Source organism: Photobacterium aquae (genome assembly GCF_001029445.1).
GTDB classification, from domain to species: Bacteria; Pseudomonadota; Gammaproteobacteria; order Enterobacterales; family Vibrionaceae; genus Photobacterium; species Photobacterium aquae.
Map to the genome: position 1 here is coordinate 228,957 of NZ_LDOT01000002.1, position 24,883 is coordinate 253,839.

Here is a 24,883-nt window from a genome sequence, read left to right on the forward strand (position 1 = left end):
ATTAAAATGACATTATTTGATCACACATTTTTCATCTCTTTAATCATACGAAATAGTACTCGCAATTGCTCGTCACTATATAATGGCTTTAATATATCGTATGCTTGCTTGTCTTGTCCTTGCTTAATCAAAGCAATAGACAAATTAATTTTCACTTTGTTATTGTCTCTAGCTTGAGACAGCAATGGCAACAATATCTCGATAGCATCCTGGTATTTCGCTTGCATCAAATACAGTACAGCAAGATTATTCTTTATTGTAATGTCATCATCCCCTCGTAATCTAGCAATATTAAATTGCTTCTCTGCTTCGGAATACTTACCAAATTTACTTAAAACTATACCATAGCGAATATAGAATTCGGGTGTTCCCTCTCCCAATGCCTCTGCTTGCTCAAAAAACCTAATGGACGTCGAATAATCACCTAAGTCATCATGAATTCTCCCTTTCAAATACAGGATATCTTTATCTTCCTTTACAATACTGTCATAATGGTTGGCATAAAACATCGAAGATTCGAGGTCGTCTGCTTTATAATAGAGTTCTGCCAACATTTTCAATAAATGATAATTATCCGGTTGAGATTGCAACTGCTCTTTATAAGAGGCTATCATGCCCGTCACATTCCCGGCCTTTTCCATTTTTTCTAAGAATAACTGATTATCACTCACTCCCGATTGACTACATCCAGACAAAAAAACGAACAACATAATTAAAATTTGTTTTTTCATTTTTCATTGTCCTATACCAAGAGATAATTGCATCACTTCCGGAGCTAATATAATGATCACAATTGGAAACATAATCAGCAAGATAAGTGGTATACTGATTTTAGCCGAAAGTTTTCCCATCTTTTCTTCTAATGTCAGCAATTGCATTTTCCGCATATCTTCTGCAAGATCGCCTAATATCATTGCTATTGATGTACCATGCTGCAGATTCTGTATAAGGGTTAGCGCAAAGCTACGCACTTCGGGAGTCGGAAGCCGGTGGCTAAAATCATTTAATGCTTTTTCTAATCCATGAACTTTGGCTGAATCAGATGTTTTTCTGATATGAAAGCATAAATCTCGGTCAAATGCCTCTAGCTCCTCACCCAGAAAACCTAATGCAGCCTCTAATGTCATACCGGTTTGCACACACACTGCCATCATGTCCAACATGTATGGTAACTGACGAGACGTTTTCTTTACCAACGCCCTTTTCCTTGCTGTTAGGTACATATCTGGAATAATAATAACGGCAATCAATATACAGAGTGCTACTATCATTTTAGTCATCATGACGTAGTCACTAAATACAATCATCAACCAACATATACATACAACACCAACTTTAAATGGGAAATAAAAACGTACTAATTGTGTATTGTATATACCTGCATCTAGCATTTTATCTTTAAGGTCTTTATGATAACGCCTTCCAAACCCCATTAACATTTTGTTTATCTTATCAAATTGTGTGCTGTATTTCTTATTGAGTAAATTGGCAATAGTTTTTTCTCTGCGCTTATAATTATAATGGATCATAATTAACGCAGACAGTAAAATACAACATAATAAAAGAGATAATAATGCCAACATTAGCGAACCCCTCTCATTATCAGCCAAATAATAATAAACCCCAAACATTCACTCCCCAACGCATAATAGAGAATGAATCTACCATCTGGATGATTAAGAATGAAATCCACATTCTGTGGTTTAATTTCATTAATAATAATCAAAAATATCAATGGTATTGCTGCAACTATCTTTGCAGAAATTCGAGATTCCGATGTGATTGCCATTTTCTTTTTTTCCAATTTTCTGGCATCGATCAATACGCGTATTAAACGTGCTAATACATTTTTTAATGAGCCACCTCGGCTGATATTGGCACGTATCGTTACAACAAAAAATAAAAAGGCAGGATAAGGATAGTTTTTACACGCACGTTCAAATATAATGTCTGGACTCTCACCGAGTTTAAATCTTTCTCCCATCGTTTTGAATTCTTTACCAATACGATTTTCGACATTATCGCCGACATAGCAAATCGCCTGCATGAGGCTATCGCCCGCTGTAATCGCACTCATCATAATATTCAAAACATCAGGAAATGTCTGTTCAAAATCACGTCTACGTTTGTTTACCAGCCAACTCCAGCCTAACCAATAGAATATACATGGCACCAGAATACTCACCCACTGTGAGTCAATATCCAATAGCGTATAATTTACGTACCATACAACTAGCAATACGGCAGTCACATATGAAAAAACAACCCATTTTGCTCTCTCCCCTAACATTGCCAATACTGGCCTTACCTGATTTTGCACCCTTTGCCACAACGTAGGCTGCTGAAAGGCTTTTACATTAACGGCTTGACGCATGTTTTTTAATTCAACAATGCTCATCTGCTGAAAATATGCACGCTTGTTGTCTTCCGCTTTCTCGTCCAGAAAAAATAACGCAAGACAAAACAGGAAAAATGATAATGCAATCCACATAATTGGCTCCTGCCTTAGTGCTGAAATGCCGCCATCAATTCACCGTATAAACCACAAAATTGCGCCTTTTGAACAATAACAGAACGCTGCATGATACCCTGTGTGACAAATTGGCCTTGCAACGGATTACCTGCCATTTCTGATTCTCTCTGTTGATAATGGAATAGCTCTTCCATAACAACCTGATCCCCTTCCAAACCTATAATTTCAGAGATATGGGTGATCTTCCGCGTTCCATCACGCATCCGGCTCACCTGAATAATGATATTCACTGCACTCACAATAGTTCGGCGTATGGCATCAATCGGCTGATTCAAGTTTGCCATCATCACCATCGACTCAACACGCGAAATCGCATCTCGTGGAGAATTAGCATGCAGCGTCGACATCGACCCATCATGCCCTGTATTCATGGCCTGCAGCATCTCAAAGGCTTCAGCGCCACGGCATTCACCAACAATGATACGATCCGGGCGCATACGTAATGCGTTAATCACCAAATCCCTTGGGGTAACCTCCCCGGTCTGCTCGATACTTGCGTGGCGCGTTTCTAGTCGCACCACATGCGGTTGCAATAAGCGCAACTCCGCAGCATCTTCAATGGTGATCACTCGCTCATCATCCTCAATGTACTGAGACAAAGCGTTTAGCAGCGTCGTTTTACCTGACCCTGTCCCTCCGGAAATGAGGATATTAAGTCGGCAACGAGCAGCTATCATCAGCACTCTCGCCATGTCTACCGACATTGAGCCTAAGCCGACCCATTCCTCTAACCCCATCTTTTGTGAACGGAATTTACGAATAGAAATCGTGGTGCCATCAAGAGAAATAGGCGGAATGACAATATTAACCCGACTCCCATCTTCAAGGCGGGCATCCACCATCGGAGACAACTCATCCACCCTGCGGCCCACCCGCGAAGCAATCCGTTTGGCGACTTCCAATAATTGGTACTCACTAACGAACGAGATCTCGGAGCGTTGCAACTTACCATTGCGTTCAAAGAAGATATGTTCAGGACCATTGACCATGATATCGGTGATCGTCGGATCATCGATTAATGGCTGTAAAGGACCTAAGCCGAGCAACTCATCCAGCAGGCCTTTCACCAGTCCCTCACGTATCATCTTCGTCATTGGCTGGGTCCGGCTACGAGCAAGAATATCAACCGCATTGGATATTTGTTCCTGCAATTCCTCACGGTTCATTTCCTGGATAGCTTCTACGTCCAGCGCTTCGAAAATGTGCTGACGAAAATCCATGTATATTGATTTTTTAGCACTCATCGCATCATCAACCTCTTCAGCCAATTCATTGTCTTCGCTTTGGCTTTACCATTAATGAGTAACACTAAATCATTAAATGCCCGTCCCATGGATTTATCACATTGGCTAACACGCCTTCCCTCTATAATCCAATGTGAGACCTGTTTGCTAAATGCTAACGATATAGGCACCTTCGTTTCCAAATAATGCTCAACTTCCTTGTGATCCAATTCATAGGAGTCCACTGCACGGTGGCGATTAACAATAGGGATAATGCGAATTTTACGCCCTCCTGCCATTGACATATTCTGAAGTGATTCAATGAGATAACGAGCATTTCTGACCGAAGAGATCGAGGGTTCAATAACCAGAATTACGACATCACTATGCTCCAATAGCTGCATTGCATCGACCCAGAAACTGATACTGGCGGAATAATCCTCAACGATAAAGTTGGTCTGCCGATCCAGCATTTGGCATAAATACTGGCATACTTCCAATACATCCGTATCGGCCTGCTGGCTTTCCATCGCGAGGAGACGCAAATGGCTCTTCACTGGCTGCAGATATAGGCTTGCACTCTCATCATCCAATTCAAGCAAGGGTGTTGCCATTTCACTTATGTTGTAACGCTGTAATGTCTCCATACCCAGCATCACATCGATATTGCTGCCTCGATATTGGTGATCAACCAATATGGTGTCGGCACCTTGGTTTGAAAGAATAAACGCCAACTCACAAGCGATGAAGGTTGTTCCAATCCCCCCCTTAGAGCCGACGACAGCAACACGTTTTGCTTTGCGGCTTTTATACAACCCGGATATATCACTGACGTTTTTATTCACATGAAGGATAAATTCAGCCAAATCCTGTTTTTCAGTCGGCCAAAATAAATAGTAAAACCCCATCTCTTTAAGCGTACGCAAGGTGGATATCGCATCTTCCTTCGCTATCACTATCACGCCTTTGTGAGGCGGGATCTGGCTGGCAAAATACCTCGCATCCTCAACCACATCATCAGAATGATTTAGCTCTAACAAGACGATATTATTCAGATCAGCATGATCTATCTGGTTGGAGTATATCGACTCTTTTATGATGGTTGGCTCTGGCCACCCTTCGAAAAGGAACACTTCTTCAATAAGCGTACGAAAATCCTCTGACTGATAAATCAGCGTACAGCTTGCTGGCCCTTTATTGATCGCGTAGGCCGGTTCAGCGGCCGATGGCGAATTCACCGCTTTTGCTAGGTCAAACATTTAATGCTCTCCCCATTTATTGTTGCCCGGATAGTGCGCAGGCCGGGCCACTTGTTTCATTCGTAGGGTGTCAACAAAACACCCTATACGATGGGCAGGTTGCTCAATCTCTCTGGGGTAACACGTTTCGGTCATGAAGCGGGTCAATTCGATATCCAGCATCACGTCGCTCGGCAATGAGGACTGATACTCCGCCCGATACTGTTGGGGAGAAAGCCCCCACCACTTCCACGTAGCCAGCTGCCGCTTCACAAAGGCTTGCCCTTGCTGGGAGCGGTAACGGATAGTAATACTTGCATCAAAATCTAGCTGCCTCGCCTCCCTGACAATACGCTCAATCTCATCCTCTGCGGGCTTTGAATTAGGTGTCAGCGTAAATTGGTAGGAATGAGAGACGGTGTACAGTAAGGCTTCAGCCCCCTTGGGAGTGCTGACATCTTGCGCGCAGCCATTACCCCAAAGTAATACACTCACTACACACGCGTTAATAACGCTGCCATGCATCCATTCTTTCATTGCATGAACCCTCCCTGAGACAATAAATCAATCCCCAAAGCCTGCTCTGCATCCGTGGTCTTATCCCGATTAATATTGAACCAACGTTCAAGTGTCGCCGTTTTATTGACGTAGGGAAGTTGCACCTCTTGAGGTGAGGTTGGACGCACCAAATTCACCGTAGCAACAATCACCAGTTCAGATTTTTTCCGTTCTGTCACCGATTTTCTAAATAAAGCCCCCAGTACAGGAACATCACCCAATAATGGGATTTTCTGCAATTGTTCAAAGTCATGATTGTTCATCAACCCAGCGAGAATAAAGCTCTGCCCATCTGCTAGCTCAACGGTTGTCATCGCTTTTCGTGACGCAAACTGCGGCACTTCTAATCCGGCGGATTTGATATATTGCTCAACCTCACTCACTTCCGGCGCAATAAGCATACGTACTTTTTCATTGCTCATGACTTTCGCCGTTAGATCTAGTTTGATCCCGAATTCTTTAAAGGAAATATTCACATTATTATTAGTTGAAACAATAACGGGTACCTCCCCCCCAACCAAGAAACTGGCAGACTCTCCGGATAACACCGTTAAATTGGGTTCAGCTAACACTTCCGCCATGGTCTCATCACCCAATGCAGTAATTAAGGTTGTTAAATCAGCGGCTTTCAATTCGGCAAACGCAAACTGACCAATACCAACACCGACGGTTCCCCAATCAACACCTATGGTATTGGCAAAAGATTCCGTTACTTGTGCAACAGAAATCTTCACATTCACTTGCTGGACAGACAGCACCTCAATGTTTTCAACAATACCCTTCCAGCGATTATTTCGTGCAAAAATCAAACCTTCAGGTTCTTCTAATTCACTATCAGGAAAGGTAAATTTATCTATTTCTTGATATCGAGCTACTGTTTCACGGTTAAGCAAGGTGGCAACCAGGCGATAGACATCATCACGTTGTTGTTCTGACTCCACCTGACCACTGACCGAGACCTGCTCGCCGACTGATTCCAATTTGATATCAAGTTGGGGGAAATGTAGTTTCACCTGGCGGCGAATTTGGCTGAGATCGATATCAACCAATATCCGCTGAGACAATAGAACCTGATTATCTAACCCATAAACGATCAAACGAGCTTGACCCACTTCTTTGGCAAAGACGACCAACGTTTGATCATCTATCACCTGGTAGTCAGCAATATCCGGCGTACTAATAAACACCGTACTGATTGGCGCAGGGAAATTAAAATGGCGCGCATCATTCAACGTTATATAGGTATCTCCTGCCTGACAATAAGCAGCGAAATAACCACTTATGAGAACCACTATTATTTTCAAATATTCCTTTATCATTGTTAGCGTTCCTCTTTGTATCCCAAAAGTTTTTCGATACTAAGAATGCCATCATCGCCATCATGACTTTCATCCGCTAAATTCGATGATACTTTGCTACTGCCTCGCAACTCTTCAACATCAGTATAATTATTAATAATACTGCGTAGATCCGCATGAAGAGGTGACTGGTACTCATAGCTACGATACATTTCAATATGCATAGCCCGTTGTGCCAATGATAAACGGGCTATATCAGAAGGCTTCACTTCAAGTACAACTGTCATTTTTTGTTCATTATTAACAGCATGTTGTGCATTGACATTTTCACCCATGTCATTTTTTGAAAATATCTGCTTGCTCCCTGATGCAATACTCATCACTTTGACATGATGAAGAAAAATTGTTGCTTCTGTACCAGCAAAATACGGTAATACTTCTTTGACTGTTGCGAGATTTATCTTTGGTGAGCTAATAGAAAGAATATCGACATAATCACCAGGATGAATAAAGTTAGTGATTAAATTTTTGGCGCTGACTTGCAGAGGAAATAACGTCATTCCTTCTTTAATCATCAAATCAATATAACCGGGCTCTCCAGGCTTGGTCTGATATTCTTCCCATATCCATTCTCCTTTCTTAATTGGACTATTAAGCAATACAGTAGGAGAAAAATCGAGTTTAACATCAGTCTTAAAACCCAGAGCAGCAGCCTCCTGCAACTCGACTTGTTCACGAACAACCTGTGCAGGTGTTATTGCCATCCCTTTGGCCAAATCGGTATTTGAACGCCAAAGTGTGACATATTGCAGAGCTGGGGCTTGCGGTAAGTTAGCCGTCGATTCTGAGACAGCTGGGCGTAAAATATCAATCACTCCATATACGCCTGAAATTACTGCCATCAAGGCTATCACGAATACTTTTTTTCCATTCATAACCGCCCCTTAACCCTACAGAAGTTGAACAATAATCGGGATATAAAATCCAATTGCTATTGCTAAACCATAAGGCAAGCCAGGATCCATCCCTTTTAATTTTCTTTTTATCAAACGGTATTTCAGCCAATAAAAAACAGCGAGCCCCCCCCCAACCATTACAGTTAACCAAAGCGCAAATGGTAGACTCGACAACGGTAATGCCAATGCCAATACCGTTGCCAATTTACTATCCCCTGCACCAAATACATTGGCCTCAACCAAGATCGCAGTCATACCAAACACAACCAAGGCTGTTAGCCAACCGCTATATATGCCCATTACAATATTAATGATTAGCGTATTCCCCAATAGAACAAGGAGCCATCTATTAGGGATACGTCTAACAGTCACATCGCAATAGCAAATATAAACAAGACAACAGGTTAATATTAATAACATTTGAGGCTAAGGTGTAAACACACCAATTTTCGCAGCAATGGTTGCGAATGCTGCTCTCAACTCACCCAAAAATGTAGTTGGTTCAGAAACATTTAAAACTATGGCCAACATCGATGCCATTGCGACACCAATCAAACCATACTCAATCGCCGTTACCCCGCGTTCATCTTTCTTATAAGTAGAAAGGAATGCATCGGTTTTTGCATACATTGAACGTAACATTGTAGCCTCCAAATCCATTTTAAATGTTGTAGGCACCGCGCCTTACAATGCAAGATTACTTGGCGTGTTTAATAGATACAAAATAGTCAATATTGAAAAAATCAATAATGGGCTTATTTTATAAAACCTTGAAGAATAGAATAAATTTCAAAAATAAGAGTAAATATACTAACTTTCAGCCAGATAGATGAAGACAAGGTACAACGTATAACCCTTATTGCTAACTTAAATGACGAAAAAACATGTTCACTGCTCATGATGTATCTTTGATCCGACTCACAATATTTTATTTGCCACCTGCCACACTAGATATGAAACAGTATAAAAATTAATCACTGAGCATAAGGATATGATAAAACTACATTTAGACAGTATCGCTGCATTTGTCTTGGTTGCTGACGAAGGATCATTCAGTGCCGCAGCGAGAAAGCTCAATAAGTCGCAATCCACGGTCAGTATTGCAGTTCGGCACTTGGAGGATGAAATTGGCGAACTTTTATTTTCGAGGGAAAGAAAACAGCCGCAACTAACAGAGAAAGGAAAAATACTCTACCAAACGGCAAAAACATTCATGGATAAATACCATGAGATAGTTTCTATCGCAAGCACCATAAATAATGACAAGCCTATTACTATACGGCTTGGTATCGATCCGTTGTTATACAGCCGCCACGTCTTAAGTTTACTTTCAGAATTATCACTATCATTTCCCAATATTGATGTGATTTTAGAGCATGCATCAAGCAACATCCTGTGTGAAAAAATAGTCAACGGAAATCTAGATCTTGCTTTTGGTTTTCTCAGTAATTCAAGGGTTTTGGATATTGAATACAGTGATATTTTTTCTGTTAATTATTCATGGGTAAAATCACCAACTTATAACCTACACTCTTCACTACTACGACTTTTACTTTTGAATAATGATATTGAACCTACCTGTATTTCAAAAGGTGTTAACTTTAGTATCTGGAAGTTTGATGACGTCACAACATTAATCATGATGTGTCTTCAAGACAAAGGGGTTGCGCTACTCTCAGAGGAGATTCAATCGACCTATCTCGATACCGGACAACTAGAACCCGTCAAAAATGATCAGCGATTCTTCGGGCAGCAACGTAAAGCCAGCCTATTTTGGCGTACCGCCCCCTACTACCCGCCCGCAGTTAAATGGTTACTGGAAAAAGCCAACCAGCCGGATATATAGACACAAAAAAACCAGCGCCTCGGCACTGGTTTTTTATGTCTATCACTAACGAGTCAGTGAATTATTCAGCAAGCATACGACGAGCAGCATCTACAACCACTTTGATTGAACGAGCTTCTGTCTCTTTCAGCGTTGCGTGATCTGGGATCTCTTTTTGTGTGCGGTTGATGATAACGCCTGCAACACAACCTGCGCGTAGGCCAGAACTTGCACACATGGTCAGCAATGTTGCTGATTCCATTTCAAAGTTCAATACGCCCATTTCCTGCCACTCTTTCATTGAGCCTTGGAAACGACGAACAACACGACCAGTGAATGTATCGTGACGCTCCTGACCTGGGTAGAAGGTATCACTTGATGCAGTTACACCCGTGTGAACTGTTGCACCGTCAGCATCACAAGCCGCTTTCATCGCTGTTGCCACAGTGAAATCTGCTACCGCAGGGAATTCCATTGGAGCAAAGTGCAGGCTTGCACCGTCAAGACGCACAGAACCGGTTGTTACGATCATATCACCTACGTTGATATGTGGCTGAATAGCACCTGTTGTACCAACACGCAAGAAAGTACGTACGCCTAGTTGCGCCAACTCTTCTACTGCGATAGACGTAGACGGACCACCGATACCGGTAGAACAAACAACGACAGATTTACCATCCAACTTGGCGCGGTACACAGTGTACTCACGAGAACTTGCCAAGAATTCAGGGTTATCCATTAGGTTAGCGATTTTCTCAACACGAGCTGGATCACCAGGGATAATCGCCAACTCGGCACCATTTAGATCCGCTTTATTTACACCAAGATGGAAAACTGCGTTGTCTGACATAATGAGTTCCTTACTATTTGTCCGCCGATTAGGGTTTATGAGGTTCGACGGCTAATTATCAATTATTGTTTTATAAATGTACTCGATCCACACCGAACATCATTTGTAAAACACAAACTAACGATAGCGGATCGAAAAACACTTTTAAGTGATGACTGTCACACCGCAGGGAAAATTATAAATTTCAATTCTCATAAAAAAGTGATCAACATCACAGGAAATGGTTTGCTTTTGCGGTTTGTCACAATAATTCTTACAGTTATGCCTGCTTTATCAAGCGACATTTTATCGGATTTAGCCCTTTCAACATCAACCATTCCCCCCGATAACGAAACTGTACTTGCTCATTCACACTCTTGTCCCATCTCCATTTCGCGCAAACATACAAGCCAAGACATCGAGTAACTATACTCAGTCAAAGTTCTCAGCCCGAGCATACTTTCACTAAACAATATAGAAAGAACGTTCGGTAAGTTAACGGCAGCTATCCTATGTCTTATTCAATTAACGCAGAATCAGTCAGGAGGCAGGCAATCGAAATTTTCATCAATTTCGAGATTGCCATCAACTCAGGGAACGATCGTGAAGTTAGAGCCTCTTGGCGTGAATTAATGGATTTTCGCGCCACCATAAGTGCCATTGAGCCTCCCCCACAACCACTTACAGAGCAGCTTGAAGGCTATATCCAGCAATTACAGCCAGCCTATGACTTCTGGTGTACCAACCACCCGGTGCACTAACCACATATTTTGGCCACGAGTGATAATCAAGCAATCGGTAAAGACCAGCTAGACTTGTAAAATCCGTGGCTCCTTTTGCTCTCCACCAGCAGCTCGTAAACGGGGCACTCCGCACTCAAACAACAAGGGCATACCATGATCAAACAAGGCGACACTCTACCCAATGCAACGCTGAACCAACTGACACCTGATGGCATGGCCACTCATAGCACACATGAATTATTTGCTAACAAAAAAGCCATTCTTTTCGCTGTTCCCGGCGCTTTTACCCCAACCTGCTCCGAAGCCCACTTGCCAGGATTCGTTGTACTGGCTGATCAACTCAAAGCCAAAGGTGTCGATCTGATTTGCTGCATTGCCGTCAACGATGCATTTGTCATGGATGCATGGGGCGATGCCCAGAATGCCAGCGAGATCATGATGCTGGCTGATGGTGATGCCAGTTTTACCAAAGCCATCGGCCTTGAAATGGATACCGATAAATTTGGGGGAATACGCTCCCAGCGCTACGCGATGGTGCTCGACAACGGCACCGTGACAACACTCAACATCGAAAAAAGCGGCGAGTTCGATGTCAGCAAAGCGGAAACAATCCTAAGTACCCTTTAACAACCCCTATTACCAGCACATCAAAATCGGAAGAGAGGCTTCCGGTTTTGATGCACATCGTTATTTATCCCCCCCTGCGACTCTCACCCGCACGAAAAAGCCAAAGTGCCTAAAAAACCATACAGGAATACATAAAAACCCAAAAATACAGCCAAGGAATTTAATGAAATTTCATGTTCATACCGATTATTTCTCATCCCGAAATATTTGTGCGCCGGATAGCAATTTTCCAATAACAATCTTATAGATAAGATGCCAATATCTTCGATTGATGTCACAATCCCTCACACAATTGGGCTTACTATGACTCATTATTTCATGGAGTGAAAATAGAAGCCTCTGCACCGCACTGCCTAATTATCGCAACACAGTTGTAGAGTAAAAAATAATGACGTTGTCAGTTGTACAAAAAACCGTTGTCGGTTTTGCCATCATGTTTGCCCTTATGGCATCGCTTAGCGGTGTCAGTCTATTCAATGCCACAACCTTACAAAGCAAAGTTGAGCAAATTACCGACCAATCCACCCCGATGGTTGTCGCCTCCGGCAACCTGATAACCCAACTAATGCAGAGCAACTTGCTGGTCAGCACGTTCCATACCGATCCTACGTCGGCATCGCAGATCGACACGACGTTCAAGCAACAGAAACAGCAATTTTTCCAGATTCTGAACGAGACAGAACAGCATGTGCGCCAACCCGCCGAGCAGCAACGGATCAACGCACTAAGACAAAACTCAAGGCAATATTTCATCCAGGCCGAAGCATTGATCCAGCTCCAGCAGCAGTCACTCAACCTGATTACCCAACGGCAGGCATTGGCGCTCCAGTTCCTACGCCTTGAAGATACTTACCAATGGGCAGCAAACTTGTTGCTCCAGAAAGCCTCGGCTAAGCGCTCTCTGCACAACCGCGCAGAGCTTATCACCAGTGGCATCGCCCGCGATCTCAAATCGCTTCGCCGGGCAGATCAGCACACGGATCTTGCCAAGCTGCGTGCGGTTCTGTCCAAAGACATTGAAATGGCATTCAAACGTCTTGAACGCATTGCTGTCGAAGACGATGTGAAAGCCCGCTATTCGCGCAACCTCAACAAAGTGAAATCACTCACTCTTGGCAATAACGGTCTACTTGATGTTTTGGTTAAACAACAGGAGATCAACCAACAGCTGGTAGAGGCTAAAACACAAACCTCGAAGCAGCTCAATAATATCCAAAACCAGCTTGTCAGCTATGCTGAACATGCTCAGCAAATTGCCCACTCAAGCCGAGCCGATGCGGAATCTGCGGTTAGCAAGGCGTTCTTTTACGTCGTCATTATGATCGCAGTCTCCGCCAGCGTCAGCCTTTGGGTCGGGTTCAGCACAACCCGAAGCATTCAAAAGCCCCTCGGCCTCATCAACGCCATGCTGGTAAAAATGGCCGACGGTGACATGAGAAACCGCGCCAACTACCAGGCTGACGACGAATTCGGTGAACTTAGCCGCTCTATCGACATGCTGGCCGATACCATGTCACACACCCTCGACAAATTCGGCAACGGCGCACAACACCTGCTCGAACAAGCGAGTCGTTCAGCATCGGTCAGCGAGCTGGCAATGAGCCGTGTCGAAGATCAGAAAAACCGTACCGATCAAGTCTCCGCCGCTATTTTAGAAATGGAAATCAGTGCCAAAGAAATTGCACGCTCAACCGAAATGACCGTCACCGAAGTTGACAGTACCAATCAAGCCGCCAACGACGGGCGCAGCCAAGTCTCCCGTAGCCGTCAGCTCACAGAGCTGCTGTCAGAGAACATCGAAGAAGCCGTTTCCAATACTCAGCAACTCAACCAGTATTCCAACAATATTGATTCGATCTTGCATGTTATTCAGGATATTGCCGAGCAAACCAACTTGCTGGCGCTCAATGCTGCCATCGAAGCCGCCCGAGCCGGAGACCACGGTCGAGGGTTTGCCGTTGTCGCCGATGAGGTTCGAGCATTGGCAACCCGCACCCAAAGCTCAACCGAAGAAATCCAACAAATGATCAGCAATTTGCAAAACAACGCATCAAGCATGGCCAGCACCATGAGCGTCAGCCAGAAACAAATGGAGGATTGCCTCATCCAAACCCGCCTGACTGATGACATCCTTCAGGATATTGCCGGCCGAATGGCCTCTATCCAACAAATGACAATGCATGTTGCCCACGCCACCGAAGAACAAATCAAAGTTTGCCATGACGTTGCCGAACATATCCATGACATTGCCAATGTAGCAAGCCAAGCGGAGCAAGATGCCCGTGAGTCTGCCTCAAGCAGCGACTCGCTGGCTTCTCTTGCCCAAGAACAACAACGCCTGATCGCCAACTTCCGTGTGTGAGAATGTAACAATGATAAAGTCGACTGTTTTCCCTATTGCTGCATTATTACTGGCAGCCACTTCATACGCTCATGCACAGCAAACCGTGGTTATTGAATCATGGCGCGCAGACAATGCCATCTGGGATCAGAAAATCATCCCGGCATTCAACAAGCACTACCCCGACATCACGGTGAAGTATGTCGCTCCCCCTGAGGCTGAAATTGCCCAGTGGAACGCCAACCCGGTCGGATACCTCAAGCAGCGGATCGAAAGCGGCAAGGCTGGCGATCTGCTGGCATGTCGCCCGTTCGACGGCGCGCTGCCGCTGTTCAAAGACGGTTTACTCAAGGAAGTAACCGAAATGGAAGGGATCGAAAACTTCCCGAGCTTCGCCCTCGCCCCGTGGCAGACAGACTCCGGCGCACAGACCTTCTGCCTGCCGATGGCGTCGGTCATCCATGGTTTCTTCTACAACAAAGATATTTTCAAAACATTAGGGGTCAATGAGCCTGTCACTCGGGCTGATTTCTACTGGGTGCTGGAAAAGGCCAAGCGCGCCGGTTATTTGCCACTGGCACTTGGGCTCAAAGATCGCTGGGAGACCGATGCTTTGGCATTTCAGAATATCGGCCCAACCTATTGGCAGGGCGAAGATGGCCGCAGCGCCCTTATTTCCGGCGAGGAACGGATGGACAGCCAGGCTTACCGCGATACCTTTGCCGAGCTAGCCAAATGGGCAACATATATGGGAGATGATGCCACTCAACGTGGCTACGGTGACTCACGCCAGCTTTTTGCCGAGGGCAAAGCCGCCGTCTTTCCGGCCGGCTCATGGGATATCATGACCTTCAAGGGCAAGCTGAATATGGGCGCCTTCCCTCCACCAGTGAAGAACAAAGGCGATGCCTGCTATTTCAGCGACCATACCGATCTGGGGATGGGGATCAACGCCAAGGCCAAGAACCCCGAGGCGGCACAAATCTTCCTGACTTGGATGGCTTCCGCAGAATTTGCCGAGTTGCTCACCAATGAACTGTCCGGCTTCTTCTCCCTATCCAACCACTTCTTCGAGGTCAACGATCCTATCGCCCAGAAAATGATGTCATGGCGTGATCAGTGCGACTCGACCATTCGCAGCTCCACCCAGATCCTGTCTCGCGGCACCCCTAATCTCGAACAAGAGATATGGAGCACCAGTGTCTCCGTTATGGAAGGTAAGATGACACCGAAACAAGCAGCAAGCCGTCTCCAGCAAGGCCTTGAGGCATGGTATCCACCACAGCAGAATAGCAACAAGAATAGCACCACTGACTGCGACTGCCCGGCTCAATAACCCTCCTACAGGCACACGCAGATAGAAAGCCCCAAACGGCACAAAAAAAAGCACCCGAAGGTGCTTTTTTTATACTCACAAGATTAGTCCTTGTAATCGAACTTGAGTAACCGAAGCGCATTGAGTGTCACCAACGCCGTCGCACCACTGTCTGCCATAACGGCTACCCACAAGCCCGTCATACCCAGCAAGGTCGTCACAAGGAAGACCCCTTTCAGGCCCAGCGCAATCACAATATTCTGCTTGATATTGAACAATGTCGCCCGTGACAGCGCAATCATCATCGGCAGCTCGGCAACCCGGTTATGGGTCAGTGCGGCATCGGCCGTTTCCAACGCCACGTCGGAGCCGCCCCCCATCGCAATACCAATCGACGCCGTTTTCATCGCAGGGGCATCGTTGATCCCATCACCGACCATCGCCACATGGCGGTTCTGGTTGGCCAGCTCCACCTCGCGCACCTTGTCTTCAGGTAACAAACCTGCGCGGAAATCAATGCCGATTTCGCCAGCAATCGCGGCTGCCGCACGCGGGTTGTCACCCGTCAACATCACGGCATGGATCCCCATTTTTTTCAGGTTGGAGACGGCCTTGGCACTGTCTTCGCGCAAATTATCACGCCACGCCAGCAGGCCAACCGGTTGGTTGTTACGCAATACCACTACTAGCGTCTTGCCCTGATCCTCAAGGGCAAAGACCGCTTCACGCTGGGCATCATCCAACACAACCCCTTCTGGCAACCGGTCAGCAGCAAGCAGCATCACGGTATCCCCTTCGATCTCCCCTTTGATCCCTCGTCCCGGCAGAGCCTCACGGTGCATCGCATCCACAACAGTAAGCCCTTGCTCCTGCGCAGCCGAGATAACGGCCTGTGCCAACGGGTGAGCCGAGCCCATTTCAACCGCAGCACTCTGGCGTAGCATGCGGGATGTATCGTTATCCCAGCACACGGTATCCGTCAGCACGGGCTTGCCCTGAGTCAAGGTGCCTGTTTTATCAAATGCAACGGTCTGAATCCGTCCCAACTGCTCTAGGGCCGCACCGCCTTTGATCAAGGCACCACGGCGAGTCGCAGCCGCCAAACCAGAGGTAATCGCCGCCGGAATAGAGATAACCAAGGCACAAGGACAAGCAATCAACAACAACGTCAACCCCTTGTAGAGCCACTCATCCCAGCTTTGAGCGAACAACAGCGGCGGGATCACCACCACCATTGCTGCCAACACAATCATGGCAGGCGTATACCAACGACTAAAGCGATCAACAAAGCGTTCAAGCGGCGCCTTACGGGACTCTGCATCCTCAATCAGATGCAAAATACGATCGATCGCATTCTCGCCCTGCTGGGACACGATACGCAACCGCACCACCTTATCCGCCACCAACGCTCCTGCCATTACCTGCTCACCAGGCTGACGCTCAACGGGAACCGATTCACCGGTCAGCGCGCTTTCGTCAAAACTGGCGGCAATATCAAGCAATTCCACATCGGCTGGCAATCTGCCACCAGGGGCAACCTCGATAACATCACCCGGTTGCAACGCGCTGGCCGCCACCAATTCCTTGCTGCCATCAGCCAAAATACGTGAAGCTTTTTCAGGCACCAATGCCATCAAAGCCTTCACCCCACTGCGTGCCTTGGCCGAGGCAAAACCCTCTAGCTGCTCACCGATCAAAAACAGCAGCAGCACCATCGCAGCCTCGGCGGTTTCGCCCAGATACAGCGCACCAATCGCGGCGACACTCATCAAGGTCTCGATAGAGAACGGTGAACCGTTCTTGGCAAGGCGCACAGCCTTACGGGCAATAGGCAGCAGGCCAACCAGGGTCGTTGCCGTAAAGGCGGCAAACCCAAGTGACTCAGAATGTTTGCTAAGCAAAAACGACACCAGCATCAGCGCCGAAATCAACAAAACCGATAGGTGCTCCCGCCAAAAACTCTGCGGCTTCACCTGCTCATCCTGACTGTCGGAGGTGATCAGCAAGAAACCCGTTTCGCGAGTCTTGGCAATAATGGCATCAGACAATGCCGTTGAATCACAATTAACCACCAACTTTTCGGTGGCAAACATCACTTTCGCCGAAACAACCCCCTCAAGCGAGGCAATCGCCGTTTCCAGCTTCTTAGCACAGCTCGGGCAATCCATCCCGCCGACTTTCCAGCTCAAAGTCGTACTATAGCTCCCCGGTGCTATCTCTGGCTCGCCTTCATCATGGGATACAGAGCTACAACAATGGCCACCATCACACGCGGGGCTCTCTGCCGACGGCGGTAATGGTTCTGAAGATAAATGGATGTTGGATGTATTAGCTGCCTCTGCGGAAGTGATTTTATTTATCGAAAATCCATGGCGTGGGCGGGAGGCAGGATCATCATCACCGGAGAGCTCGCCATCAGTCGTAGGCCCATGAGTCGCCACGGCGGATGCCGAGGACGTCGAGGCTTGGCAACTGCCTGTGGCGCAACAAGCCTCTGTATGGGTGTTATTCTCGACAACGACAGAGGCGGATGAAGCCGCCTGTGACGCTGCCGCATGAACGTGGAACTTCTTGTTATTGCATTGTGCACACATGGGCACGCTCCTTGTAGTGAATACTGATGAGACATTTCATCATTACAATCACTATAAACCTTGGAGCTATATCCAAGGTCAAGGCCCAAATGCGAATTTTTCTCTGTTAGCTTCTATGAGGGATGCTTGCTGACACAATTAAGCGGCTAATGCGCGCTTTTTCTTTTTGGCTTCTTTTTCCAAGTAATCAATGTAACGAATATTGATTGCATTTTTCACATCGCTACTTTTACATTCCAGCCAGTTTAAATCAATAATTACTGACTTGCCATGAATAAGCCTATGGCAAAAAGAGCATTTAATTTTTTCCTTAAACTCCGAGTCATTAAAGTAGATAACAATATAATTCGCTCTATCCGCTGATCTGACCGATCCAACAATATCGCCGTCTTCATCATGAAGTAGGTTGAAGTTTGCAAAATTAAAATGCTTGAATCTACTCACAGCAGACCACGGAATAAACTTCACACCATGGGCTTTTTCTATCGATTCATAATAGATACCATCTTTATTGATCGTTAAAGGAGACGCGTTTTGAGTTATTCGCCGAAGCAAATATAAGCTGAGAAGGAACAGCGGCACCGACATGATTAAAGTTAAGAACCAAAGCTTATCTTCAAGTAAGCCCATAAAAAATACAATAATAGAGGCTAAGCCTAAACACACACAGTTTAGCTTCGCTTGTCCGTATACTTTCGGTTTGAATTTGATACTACTCGACATGGTTTATAGTTTTATTATTAAAAAGTAAAATGTATTTTACCCGCAAACATCTTCTTGTCTATCAATCATAAATGGAGGCAAGAAGCGGCAGGTAACAGATAATCTCGTCACCAACAAAAGCAGAACGAGTAAAAAAACAAAAAAGCAGGCCGAGGCCTGCTTTGCTATCTGATGCTCTTTCTGTCACACCGTGTTGTTTAGCTCAAACGGCGAAACACCACGCTATTGTCGAGAATGTCGATCCAAGGCTGGTAATCCAACCCCATATCGAACACGTACTCGGTGATCAAACTACGGGCTGCCGTCAGCAGGCTCTCCGCCTTCCACGGCTTTTCGAAATAACTTTCAATACGGGCACGATTAATCGCCGCAATCGTATCTTGGTGGGTCGCTTGCCCTGTCAGCAACACTTTCTTTGTTTTAATAAAACGGGGATCTTGGGAGATTTCTGTCAGCAGCTCTACACCAGTCTTGCCCGGCATCACATGGTCTGAAATCACTAAGGCAATATGCTCACCCTCAGCATCCAGTTCGTCCATCAGCTCCAACGCCTCATCCGCTGACTCGCAGTCTTCAACATGGAAGAAATCGTTCAGCGGAGCCAAATCCTTCAATACCGCACTGAGCACTTCCCTTTGATCATCGACACAGATGATATTTAGTTTTTCCATAACCATCCCTTACGCGATTGGCAGTTTAATACGAAACTTGGTTTTCTCGGGGTCACTCTTCAATGCAATTGTACCGCCGTAGCTATGCACAATACGCTGCACGATAGAGAGCCCGAGCCCGAGGCCAAACGACAGGCCCCCCTTTTTGGTGGTGAAGTTTGGCTGGAACACCTTGCGCCGCGTCGCTTCGTCAATCATCGGCCCGTTATTGCTAATCGTAATCAGCAAACGGTTCTTGGAATGGCGCGTAATGATCTCTATCTGGGGATCATCAGTTCGCTCCATTGCATCGCAGGCATTCTTGATTATATTCACCCAGACCTGCACCAACTCAGTGGCACTGGCCGTAATGCACGGCAATACTGCCGGGCGCAATACCACGTTCACTCGACGCAGGTTGCTTTGCAGCAAGGCCAACGACTTATGAATAGTATCATTGACATCGACATCCGGCTGACGAGCCGTATCGGTTCCCCCCAATTGCTTGACTGAACGCACAATACTGGCGGCATGCTTGGCAGCAATACGCATATCATGAATATCACGGCCAATATCCCAGTATTGCAACGCCTCATCGAGGTTATCCAACCAATAAGCCGGCACCTCCCCTTCGGGCAGCGCCCGCGCCAATTGCCGAGCCTGCTCCCGTTCAAGAGAATGCGCTAATTGCAATTCCTTAGCTCGGGCTCGAACCTCGGCAGACGTCGCCGACTGGCCGGTATAAATCCCCAAATCAATGAATGGGCTGACATGGGGCTTGCTCTCCTCAAGCAACCGACAAATCCCCTGCTGTAACCCTTCGGTCTTGCTGCTGATCACACCGACAGCGTTATTCAGCTCGTGGGCAATACCGGCCGCCAACTGGCCAAGCGTCGTCATCTGCTCTGCCGCATAGAGCTTCTGCAACGCCTTTTCTTTTTCAATGGCCTGCAAGCCGGTCATCATCTGGCGCTGAGCCAGCTCATGAACCATGACCGGCATAAACTGCTCGGCCAACGAGCCGTATACCTCTGGCTCTACGGGACGGGTTTCCAAATCAATCCAAGCCAGTTCGCTGTCTTTTTCGGCCACCACCGTGGTCGAGGCCATCAAAGTCTGGGCAAAGAAGCTATGGACACCGAAGAACATCCCCTGACTTACCTGAAACACCTTGGTTTTCATCCCGCCATTGTCCAGATAGCCATAGAGCTCCCCTTTTTTTACCCAGTAAAGCCTGTCGTTATGGCCATCTTGTACCAGTACTTGCGTTCCCGCCTTCACCAACGTGGTTCGGGCAGGATCACGAAAGTAAACATCAATAATACGTTGCATGGCCTTTGGCTGGTGCATAGCGGCTCTCTTAAATATGATCAATCAGGTGTAGCAGCCAAATCATTGCAAAGCTCAATGCCACACCGACGACACCAATAATAACGCCGACTCGGGCCATCTGATTACTTTCAACATGTCCGGTAGCATGAGCAAGGGCATTCGGCGGCGTACTGATCGGCAGCGACATACCAAGCGAAGCCGCAAAGGTAACCACCAGAATCAAGGTAATTTCCCCCCCCAACGGCACCAACGATGCCATCGACGTACCCAAGGCAGCCATTATCGGCATCAACAAGTTGGCAGTGGCGGTATGAGACATAAAGTTAGCCATCAACAAACACAAGGCGGCCGCCCCCAACAGCACCACATACGGTGAATAACTGTCAAAAGGAATGCTGTGTACCATCAGCTTCGCCAGCCCTGTCTGATCAAGGGCCAAACCAAGCGCAATACCGCCAGAAACCAACCACAACACATCCCATGAAATTTTCTTCAGGTCTTCTTTGTTGATGATGCCGGTCAGTGAAAAAACAGCCACTGGGATCAATGCAACGGTATACGAGTTCATGCCATGCGTTGAGCCCATCAGCCACAAGATAATCGTCAGGGCAAATGTCACATACACGGTGATCGCCTTTGGCGTTTTCAGGAACTTCCCTTTGATACTCAGCTCGATCTTCTCTTGCTGGGCCGGATACAGGGCGTTAATCAAAAACCAAGCAAAAACCAGCAGCACCGCAACAAACGGTACCCCAAAGAACATCCACTCACCGAACGTAATCAGGTTCTCGCCAGTCAGGTATTTCAACGCGATGGCATTGGGAGGGGTACCGATTGGGGTACCAATACCACCAATGTTGGCCGCGACAGGAATACACAGCGCAAAAGCTATCTTGCCGGGATCCTTGGCACCGAACAGTGCAATCACGGGGGCCAGAATCGACAACATCATCGCCGTCGTAGCAGTATTGGACATGAACATCGAGAAAATCGCCGTGATCAGCATCAAACCGAACATGACGTATTTGGGCTGGTTGCCAAACGGCTTTAGCAGCACCCGCGCCAAGTTGACATCCAACCGGTACTTGGTTGCGGCCATAGCCAGAAAGAAACCGCCGAGGAACAGCATGATGATCGGACTGGCAAAGGTTGCCATGATATCGCTGTAATTAAGCAACTCACCAAAATGCGGCTCTCCCTCCTCAGCACGAAACAGAAAAAAGCCCTTATTGGAAAGCAGTAGCAATTCAAGCACGATAATCACCACCGATGTGGCATAGATCGGAATGGGTTCGAGCACCCAACACAAGGCAGCCAACAGGAAGATCGCAATCACCCGCTGCTGGATCACCGTTAGCCCCTCAACGGGAAACGCACTTGCCGGTAGCAAGATGATAATGAGTGGAATGAGGATAGGCACTATGTACCTGATATATTGACGCATGCTGACATTATTCCCTTAAAACACAAAAACTGGCGTCTGCTACCACCGGCAAGCAATGTCAATGAAAGGAGCACCGCAAACCCGTTGGAACAGGGGGATCCAGAAGCGCGCTATCCTGCCTTCCGGATTGATTCCGATTTGGGCAATTCTGCTAACAAAAGGGTGTAATTTCACCGAGTTAGATCAATAAAGCGGTCAAATATCAATATTTTTATGAATAATCAGAGCCCGATCTTATAACGGACAGAACCGCTTAATGCCGGCATTATTTGGCACAAAATATCGAGGATTATCACAGATGAGGCCATGATGTTCTGCACCAAAGGGATGGTGCAACAGAGTGAATCTGCCAACTAACGCCAAGAGAGAGGGTTGTATTGCAACGACTTAGCTAAACAAAATACCGCCACTGAGCAATACAAAGCAAAAAGGCGCATAATGCGCCTTTTTGTCTTATTAATGTCAATGAGCAAACGGGGATGACCCGTTATTTACGATGCTTGGTATTACACTGGGTGTTTAAAACAATCCCCAATCTGGTTGCTAATCGCCGTCAGCACATCGCGACGAGTGATCACGCCCACTAACTGGCCGCGTTCTACTACCGGATAGATTTTGGGCTTTTGCCCTGCCATCGTATCAGCCAACTCAATGATCGAATCCTCGGGTGATACTGTTAACACGTCAGGTCGCATTACCTCCTCGACGGTGTAGGTATCTTGGCAATAGTAACCAACCTTGAGCAATTTATGGATCATGTCCTGCTCGGACAAGAACCCAACGACCGCTCGGCTCTCATCAACCACCGGCCCACCAATTTGCTTGGAAGTAAGCAGCTTATCCAAAGCTTTCGAAAGCGACATTTTAGGTTCAAATGTCACTGGGCGCGCATTCATATAATCTTTAACTTTTAACGACTCCATGCATCCCCCTAACTTCACGAGTTTTGGCCAGAGCAAGCATTGACTCTATTAATGCCACACTAACCTTTGGATTCAATTCTAGCCACTCTCATCGTGACTACCTTTTGATTTAAGTGTCGTCTATTTCGTTGAAATTACTAAATTGAAATTGCCAATTTCATCAATAGGCCGTTTCGATAACGCGACAGCCAATAGCAGAATGTCACAAGCACAGGCCAAACATAATAAAAAAAGCCGCCTTTGCTGGCGGCTTTCATTGCAACAATCTATCAAGCTACATGAACAGCATGAAAAGCATGTGCAGCGGCAATTGATCGCCAGAGGCCAAAATGATCTTGTCCCCGTCAATCTTCATATTAAGCAAATAATGACTCGCATTTCGCTCGGCAATTGCACTTTGCTCCAATATCGTCGCTCGTTCATGCAACGCCGGATTGCTCTCAACAAGCTCTACGGGCAGCTTAATGCTAATCTCGCCAGCCAGTTGCTCGGCCAATCGTTCGATATTATTGGATACCCCTGTCATGCCCGGCTCGATAGTAAGACGCAGGTGGCTGTCGATATCACCTTGTGGTGTATCGACACTCAGATCGCTGATCGAAAAAGTCAGCCCTTTCTCAACGAGCATATCCAGCGCCTGTGTCGCGGCCTCAATCTGTTGCGGGTCCAGGGTATCATCCAACTTATCGGCCATGCTACCCAGCGTTGACATCGACGGATAATCCAAACCGGAAAACGACATGGCAAAATTGAAATTATTAAACTCACCACCATCCAGTGACACCAGCTGCTTAATTTTAATGCTGTTGCTATTGGTCAATAGCGTTGCTGGCGATGCTCCCGGCTCTGTCAGTTTATTTTCCATGCCTACCGACAAGCCATTAATAGATACCTGCTGATCGGACGACGCATCTTTGAATGTCAGGCTATTTACATCAAATGTTTGCGTACCAATCCAATATTGACCATCTAGGTGGCCCTTGCCACCACCGCTCAAGCCTTTAACCACCATCGCTTCTTGCGCGACTGTCGTAACAACGGCTGACGGTAACTGGTAAGCAAATTCTCCTGCGCCATCAGCATCCACGTTACCGCTCATGCTAAAGCCAGCAAAATCCATTTCCGTGCCATCAGCATTCTCTGCTTTTGCTGGTAGCACTTCAAAGGTGAAATCAGTCTTGCGGGTCAGTGCGGTATCGGTCGTAAATACCACCGGAGACACGCCCTGCCCCCACATTTTAGCAACAATAGGCTGCAGAGCAGGATCAACCACCAACTCGCTGTCTGTCGATACACCAAACAAACCATGCTGAATGTGGTGTCGGACTTCCCATACCGTTGGCAGGCCTTCATCTTCAAAATACAGTTTGAGCTCATCTTTGAGCGTGATCTTAGACAGGGCTTCCGACGACAAATAGCCCCGCTGGTAGCTCTCGTTGGTCACGGCCAGATATGGGTTATCATATTTGGCCACGGTATCTAAATAAATTCGCTCACCGATCTGACCGGTTGCAAATGGCCAACATAACGCAATAGCTACTGCACCACCAGCAGCACCGAGTTGTTTCAGCATGATCCTATCACCCTAATTCCTTTGCATATTTCCGCTATTCTACCACAGCTCTACCGACACGCATTGACTATCATGGATTTATCGCGATCTGCGCCCAGCAATGCCAAGATGCTAGCCGCTTCTCAGTCTGAACCGGATGATTACTATACACTCGAATT

General features: G+C 46.5%; 23 protein-coding genes. 5 read left to right on the top strand and 18 right to left on the bottom strand.

The window, feature by feature from the left end; genetic code table 11:
- Nucleotides 1–20 precede the first annotated feature (20 nt).
- The 10 genes from ABT56_RS01680 to ABT56_RS01725 are packed head-to-tail and all read right to left on the bottom strand — an operon-like array spanning nt 21 to nt 8,448.
- Entirely contained in the window at nt 21–731 is a 711-nt protein-coding gene (locus ABT56_RS01680) for a tetratricopeptide repeat protein (protein ID WP_047877103.1), read from the bottom strand.
- A gap of 3 nt (nt 732–734) precedes the next feature.
- On the bottom strand, nt 735–1,583 hold the full coding sequence (locus ABT56_RS01685; RefSeq protein WP_047877104.1) for a type II secretion system F family protein: 849 nt from the start codon (nt 1,581–1,583) through the stop codon (nt 735–737).
- Entirely contained in the window at nt 1,583–2,494 is a 912-nt protein-coding gene (locus ABT56_RS01690; RefSeq protein ID WP_047877105.1) for a type II secretion system F family protein, read from the bottom strand. The genes ABT56_RS01685 and ABT56_RS01690 overlap by 1 nt, the downstream gene beginning before the upstream one ends.
- Nucleotides 2,495–2,505: 11 nt before the next feature.
- Complete coding sequence (locus tag ABT56_RS01695; RefSeq protein ID WP_047877106.1) at nt 2,506–3,777, bottom strand: TadA family conjugal transfer-associated ATPase; 1,272 nt, start codon at nt 3,775–3,777, stop codon at nt 2,506–2,508.
- The gene (locus tag ABT56_RS01700; protein WP_047877107.1) at nt 3,774–5,015 is read right to left on the bottom strand and encodes a CpaE/TadZ family protein; all 1,242 of its coding nucleotides are present in this window, start codon (nt 5,013–5,015) and stop codon (nt 3,774–3,776) included. The genes ABT56_RS01695 and ABT56_RS01700 overlap by 4 nt, the downstream gene beginning before the upstream one ends.
- Nucleotides 5,016–5,531, bottom strand: a complete 516-nt coding sequence (locus tag ABT56_RS01705) for a hypothetical protein (protein ID WP_047877108.1) — start codon at nt 5,529–5,531, stop codon at nt 5,016–5,018. It lies immediately after the preceding gene.
- Nucleotides 5,528–6,871 carry a type II and III secretion system protein family protein gene (locus ABT56_RS01710; RefSeq protein ID WP_053062354.1) on the bottom strand — a complete coding sequence of 448 codons (1,344 nt, stop codon included), beginning with the start codon at nt 6,869–6,871 and terminating at the stop codon, nt 5,528–5,530. Before ABT56_RS01710 ends, ABT56_RS01705 begins: the two co-directional genes overlap by 4 nt.
- Before the next feature lie 2 nt (nt 6,872–6,873).
- Nucleotides 6,874–7,785: a Flp pilus assembly protein CpaB gene (gene cpaB, locus ABT56_RS01715; protein WP_053062355.1), complete on the bottom strand. Its 912-nt coding sequence runs from the start codon at nt 7,783–7,785 to the stop codon at nt 6,874–6,876.
- Between the two features lie 15 nt (nt 7,786–7,800).
- Complete coding sequence (locus ABT56_RS01720; protein ID WP_084722132.1) at nt 7,801–8,226, bottom strand: A24 family peptidase; 426 nt, start codon at nt 8,224–8,226, stop codon at nt 7,801–7,803.
- A gap of 6 nt (nt 8,227–8,232) precedes the next feature.
- On the bottom strand, nt 8,233–8,448 hold the full coding sequence (locus ABT56_RS01725; RefSeq protein ID WP_047877110.1) for a Flp family type IVb pilin: 216 nt from the start codon (nt 8,446–8,448) through the stop codon (nt 8,233–8,235).
- 349 nt (nt 8,449–8,797) lie between these two features.
- On the opposite strand from ABT56_RS01725, the gene ABT56_RS01730 reads away from it, so the two are divergent.
- Complete coding sequence (locus tag ABT56_RS01730; RefSeq protein ID WP_047877111.1) at nt 8,798–9,652, top strand: LysR family transcriptional regulator; 855 nt, start codon at nt 8,798–8,800, stop codon at nt 9,650–9,652.
- Nucleotides 9,653–9,713: 61 nt separating this feature from the next.
- Here ABT56_RS01730 and udp read toward each other — a convergent pair whose 3' ends face one another.
- Nucleotides 9,714–10,481: a uridine phosphorylase gene (udp, locus tag ABT56_RS01735; RefSeq protein WP_047877112.1), complete on the bottom strand. Its 768-nt coding sequence runs from the start codon at nt 10,479–10,481 to the stop codon at nt 9,714–9,716.
- 491 nt (nt 10,482–10,972) lie between these two features.
- On the opposite strand from udp, the gene ABT56_RS01740 reads away from it, so the two are divergent.
- The 4 genes from ABT56_RS01740 (at nt 10,973) to ABT56_RS01755 (ending at nt 15,507) form a co-directional block, all read left to right on the top strand.
- Nucleotides 10,973–11,221: a hypothetical protein gene (locus ABT56_RS01740; protein WP_047877113.1), complete on the top strand. Its 249-nt coding sequence runs from the start codon at nt 10,973–10,975 to the stop codon at nt 11,219–11,221.
- A gap of 135 nt (nt 11,222–11,356) precedes the next feature.
- Entirely contained in the window at nt 11,357–11,830 is a 474-nt protein-coding gene (locus ABT56_RS01745; protein ID WP_047877114.1) for a peroxiredoxin, read from the top strand.
- A gap of 388 nt (nt 11,831–12,218) precedes the next feature.
- Nucleotides 12,219–14,192, top strand: coding sequence for a methyl-accepting chemotaxis protein (locus ABT56_RS01750; protein WP_047877115.1), 1,974 nt, complete (start codon nt 12,219–12,221; stop codon nt 14,190–14,192).
- A 10-nt stretch (nt 14,193–14,202) separates the two neighbouring features.
- Nucleotides 14,203–15,507, top strand: a complete 1,305-nt coding sequence (locus tag ABT56_RS01755; protein ID WP_047877116.1) for an ABC transporter substrate-binding protein — start codon at nt 14,203–14,205, stop codon at nt 15,505–15,507.
- An 83-nt stretch (nt 15,508–15,590) separates the two neighbouring features.
- Here ABT56_RS01755 and ABT56_RS01760 read toward each other — a convergent pair whose 3' ends face one another.
- The 7 genes from ABT56_RS01760 to ABT56_RS01790 form a co-directional block, all read right to left on the bottom strand.
- Nucleotides 15,591–18,080, bottom strand: coding sequence for a zinc/cadmium/mercury/lead-transporting ATPase (locus ABT56_RS01760; RefSeq protein ID WP_047877117.1), 2,490 nt, complete (start codon nt 18,078–18,080; stop codon nt 15,591–15,593).
- A gap of 138 nt (nt 18,081–18,218) precedes the next feature.
- Nucleotides 18,219–18,803, bottom strand: a complete 585-nt coding sequence (locus ABT56_RS01765) for a hypothetical protein (protein ID WP_047877118.1) — start codon at nt 18,801–18,803, stop codon at nt 18,219–18,221.
- A 197-nt stretch (nt 18,804–19,000) separates the two neighbouring features.
- Nucleotides 19,001–19,474: a response regulator gene (locus ABT56_RS01770; RefSeq protein WP_047877119.1), complete on the bottom strand. Its 474-nt coding sequence runs from the start codon at nt 19,472–19,474 to the stop codon at nt 19,001–19,003.
- Between the two features lie 9 nt (nt 19,475–19,483).
- Entirely contained in the window at nt 19,484–20,803 is a 1,320-nt protein-coding gene (locus tag ABT56_RS01775) for an ATP-binding protein (RefSeq protein ID WP_047877120.1), read from the bottom strand.
- A gap of 10 nt (nt 20,804–20,813) precedes the next feature.
- Nucleotides 20,814–22,229, bottom strand: coding sequence for an SLC13 family permease (locus tag ABT56_RS01780; RefSeq protein WP_047877121.1), 1,416 nt, complete (start codon nt 22,227–22,229; stop codon nt 20,814–20,816).
- Nucleotides 22,230–22,735: 506 nt separating this feature from the next.
- On the bottom strand, nt 22,736–23,152 hold the full coding sequence (locus tag ABT56_RS01785; RefSeq protein ID WP_047877122.1) for a CBS domain-containing protein: 417 nt from the start codon (nt 23,150–23,152) through the stop codon (nt 22,736–22,738).
- Between the two features lie 274 nt (nt 23,153–23,426).
- Nucleotides 23,427–24,725 (bottom strand): DUF945 family protein, encoded by a 1,299-nt coding sequence (locus tag ABT56_RS01790; RefSeq protein WP_047877123.1) that lies wholly within the window; start codon nt 24,723–24,725, stop codon nt 23,427–23,429.
- Nucleotides 24,726–24,883 lie beyond the last annotated feature (158 nt).

Bases quoted from the DNA above. Each gene is read 5' to 3' on its own strand.
- ABT56_RS01680 (WP_047877103.1), bottom strand. From the start codon at position 731: ATGAAAAAACAAATTTTAATTATGTTGTTCGTTTTTTTGTCTGGATGT.
- ABT56_RS01685 (WP_047877104.1), bottom strand. From the start codon at position 1,583: ATGTTGGCATTATTATCTCTTTTATTATGTTGTATTTTACTGTCTGCG.
- ABT56_RS01695 (WP_047877106.1), bottom strand. From the start codon at position 3,777: ATGAGTGCTAAAAAATCAATATACATGGATTTTCGTCAGCACATTTTC.
- ABT56_RS01700 (WP_047877107.1), bottom strand. From the start codon at position 5,015: ATGTTTGACCTAGCAAAAGCGGTGAATTCGCCATCGGCCGCTGAACCG.
- ABT56_RS01705 (WP_047877108.1), bottom strand. From the start codon at position 5,531: ATGAAAGAATGGATGCATGGCAGCGTTATTAACGCGTGTGTAGTGAGT.
- ABT56_RS01710 (WP_053062354.1), bottom strand. From the start codon at position 6,871: ATGATAAAGGAATATTTGAAAATAATAGTGGTTCTCATAAGTGGTTAT.
- cpaB (WP_053062355.1), bottom strand. From the start codon at position 7,785: ATGAATGGAAAAAAAGTATTCGTGATAGCCTTGATGGCAGTAATTTCA.
- ABT56_RS01720 (WP_084722132.1), bottom strand. From the start codon at position 8,226: ATGTTATTAATATTAACCTGTTGTCTTGTTTATATTTGCTATTGCGAT.
- ABT56_RS01725 (WP_047877110.1), bottom strand. From the start codon at position 8,448: ATGTTACGTTCAATGTATGCAAAAACCGATGCATTCCTTTCTACTTAT.
- ABT56_RS01730 (WP_047877111.1), top strand. From the start codon at position 8,798: ATGATAAAACTACATTTAGACAGTATCGCTGCATTTGTCTTGGTTGCT.
- udp (WP_047877112.1), bottom strand. From the start codon at position 10,481: ATGTCAGACAACGCAGTTTTCCATCTTGGTGTAAATAAAGCGGATCTA.
- ABT56_RS01740 (WP_047877113.1), top strand. From the start codon at position 10,973: ATGTCTTATTCAATTAACGCAGAATCAGTCAGGAGGCAGGCAATCGAA.
- ABT56_RS01745 (WP_047877114.1), top strand. From the start codon at position 11,357: ATGATCAAACAAGGCGACACTCTACCCAATGCAACGCTGAACCAACTG.
- ABT56_RS01750 (WP_047877115.1), top strand. From the start codon at position 12,219: ATGACGTTGTCAGTTGTACAAAAAACCGTTGTCGGTTTTGCCATCATG.
- ABT56_RS01755 (WP_047877116.1), top strand. From the start codon at position 14,203: ATGATAAAGTCGACTGTTTTCCCTATTGCTGCATTATTACTGGCAGCC.
- ABT56_RS01760 (WP_047877117.1), bottom strand. From the start codon at position 18,080: ATGTGTGCACAATGCAATAACAAGAAGTTCCACGTTCATGCGGCAGCG.
- ABT56_RS01765 (WP_047877118.1), bottom strand. From the start codon at position 18,803: ATGTCGAGTAGTATCAAATTCAAACCGAAAGTATACGGACAAGCGAAG.
- ABT56_RS01770 (WP_047877119.1), bottom strand. From the start codon at position 19,474: ATGGAAAAACTAAATATCATCTGTGTCGATGATCAAAGGGAAGTGCTC.
- ABT56_RS01775 (WP_047877120.1), bottom strand. From the start codon at position 20,803: ATGCACCAGCCAAAGGCCATGCAACGTATTATTGATGTTTACTTTCGT.
- ABT56_RS01780 (WP_047877121.1), bottom strand. From the start codon at position 22,229: ATGCGTCAATATATCAGGTACATAGTGCCTATCCTCATTCCACTCATT.
- ABT56_RS01785 (WP_047877122.1), bottom strand. From the start codon at position 23,152: ATGGAGTCGTTAAAAGTTAAAGATTATATGAATGCGCGCCCAGTGACA.
- ABT56_RS01790 (WP_047877123.1), bottom strand. From the start codon at position 24,725: ATGCTGAAACAACTCGGTGCTGCTGGTGGTGCAGTAGCTATTGCGTTA.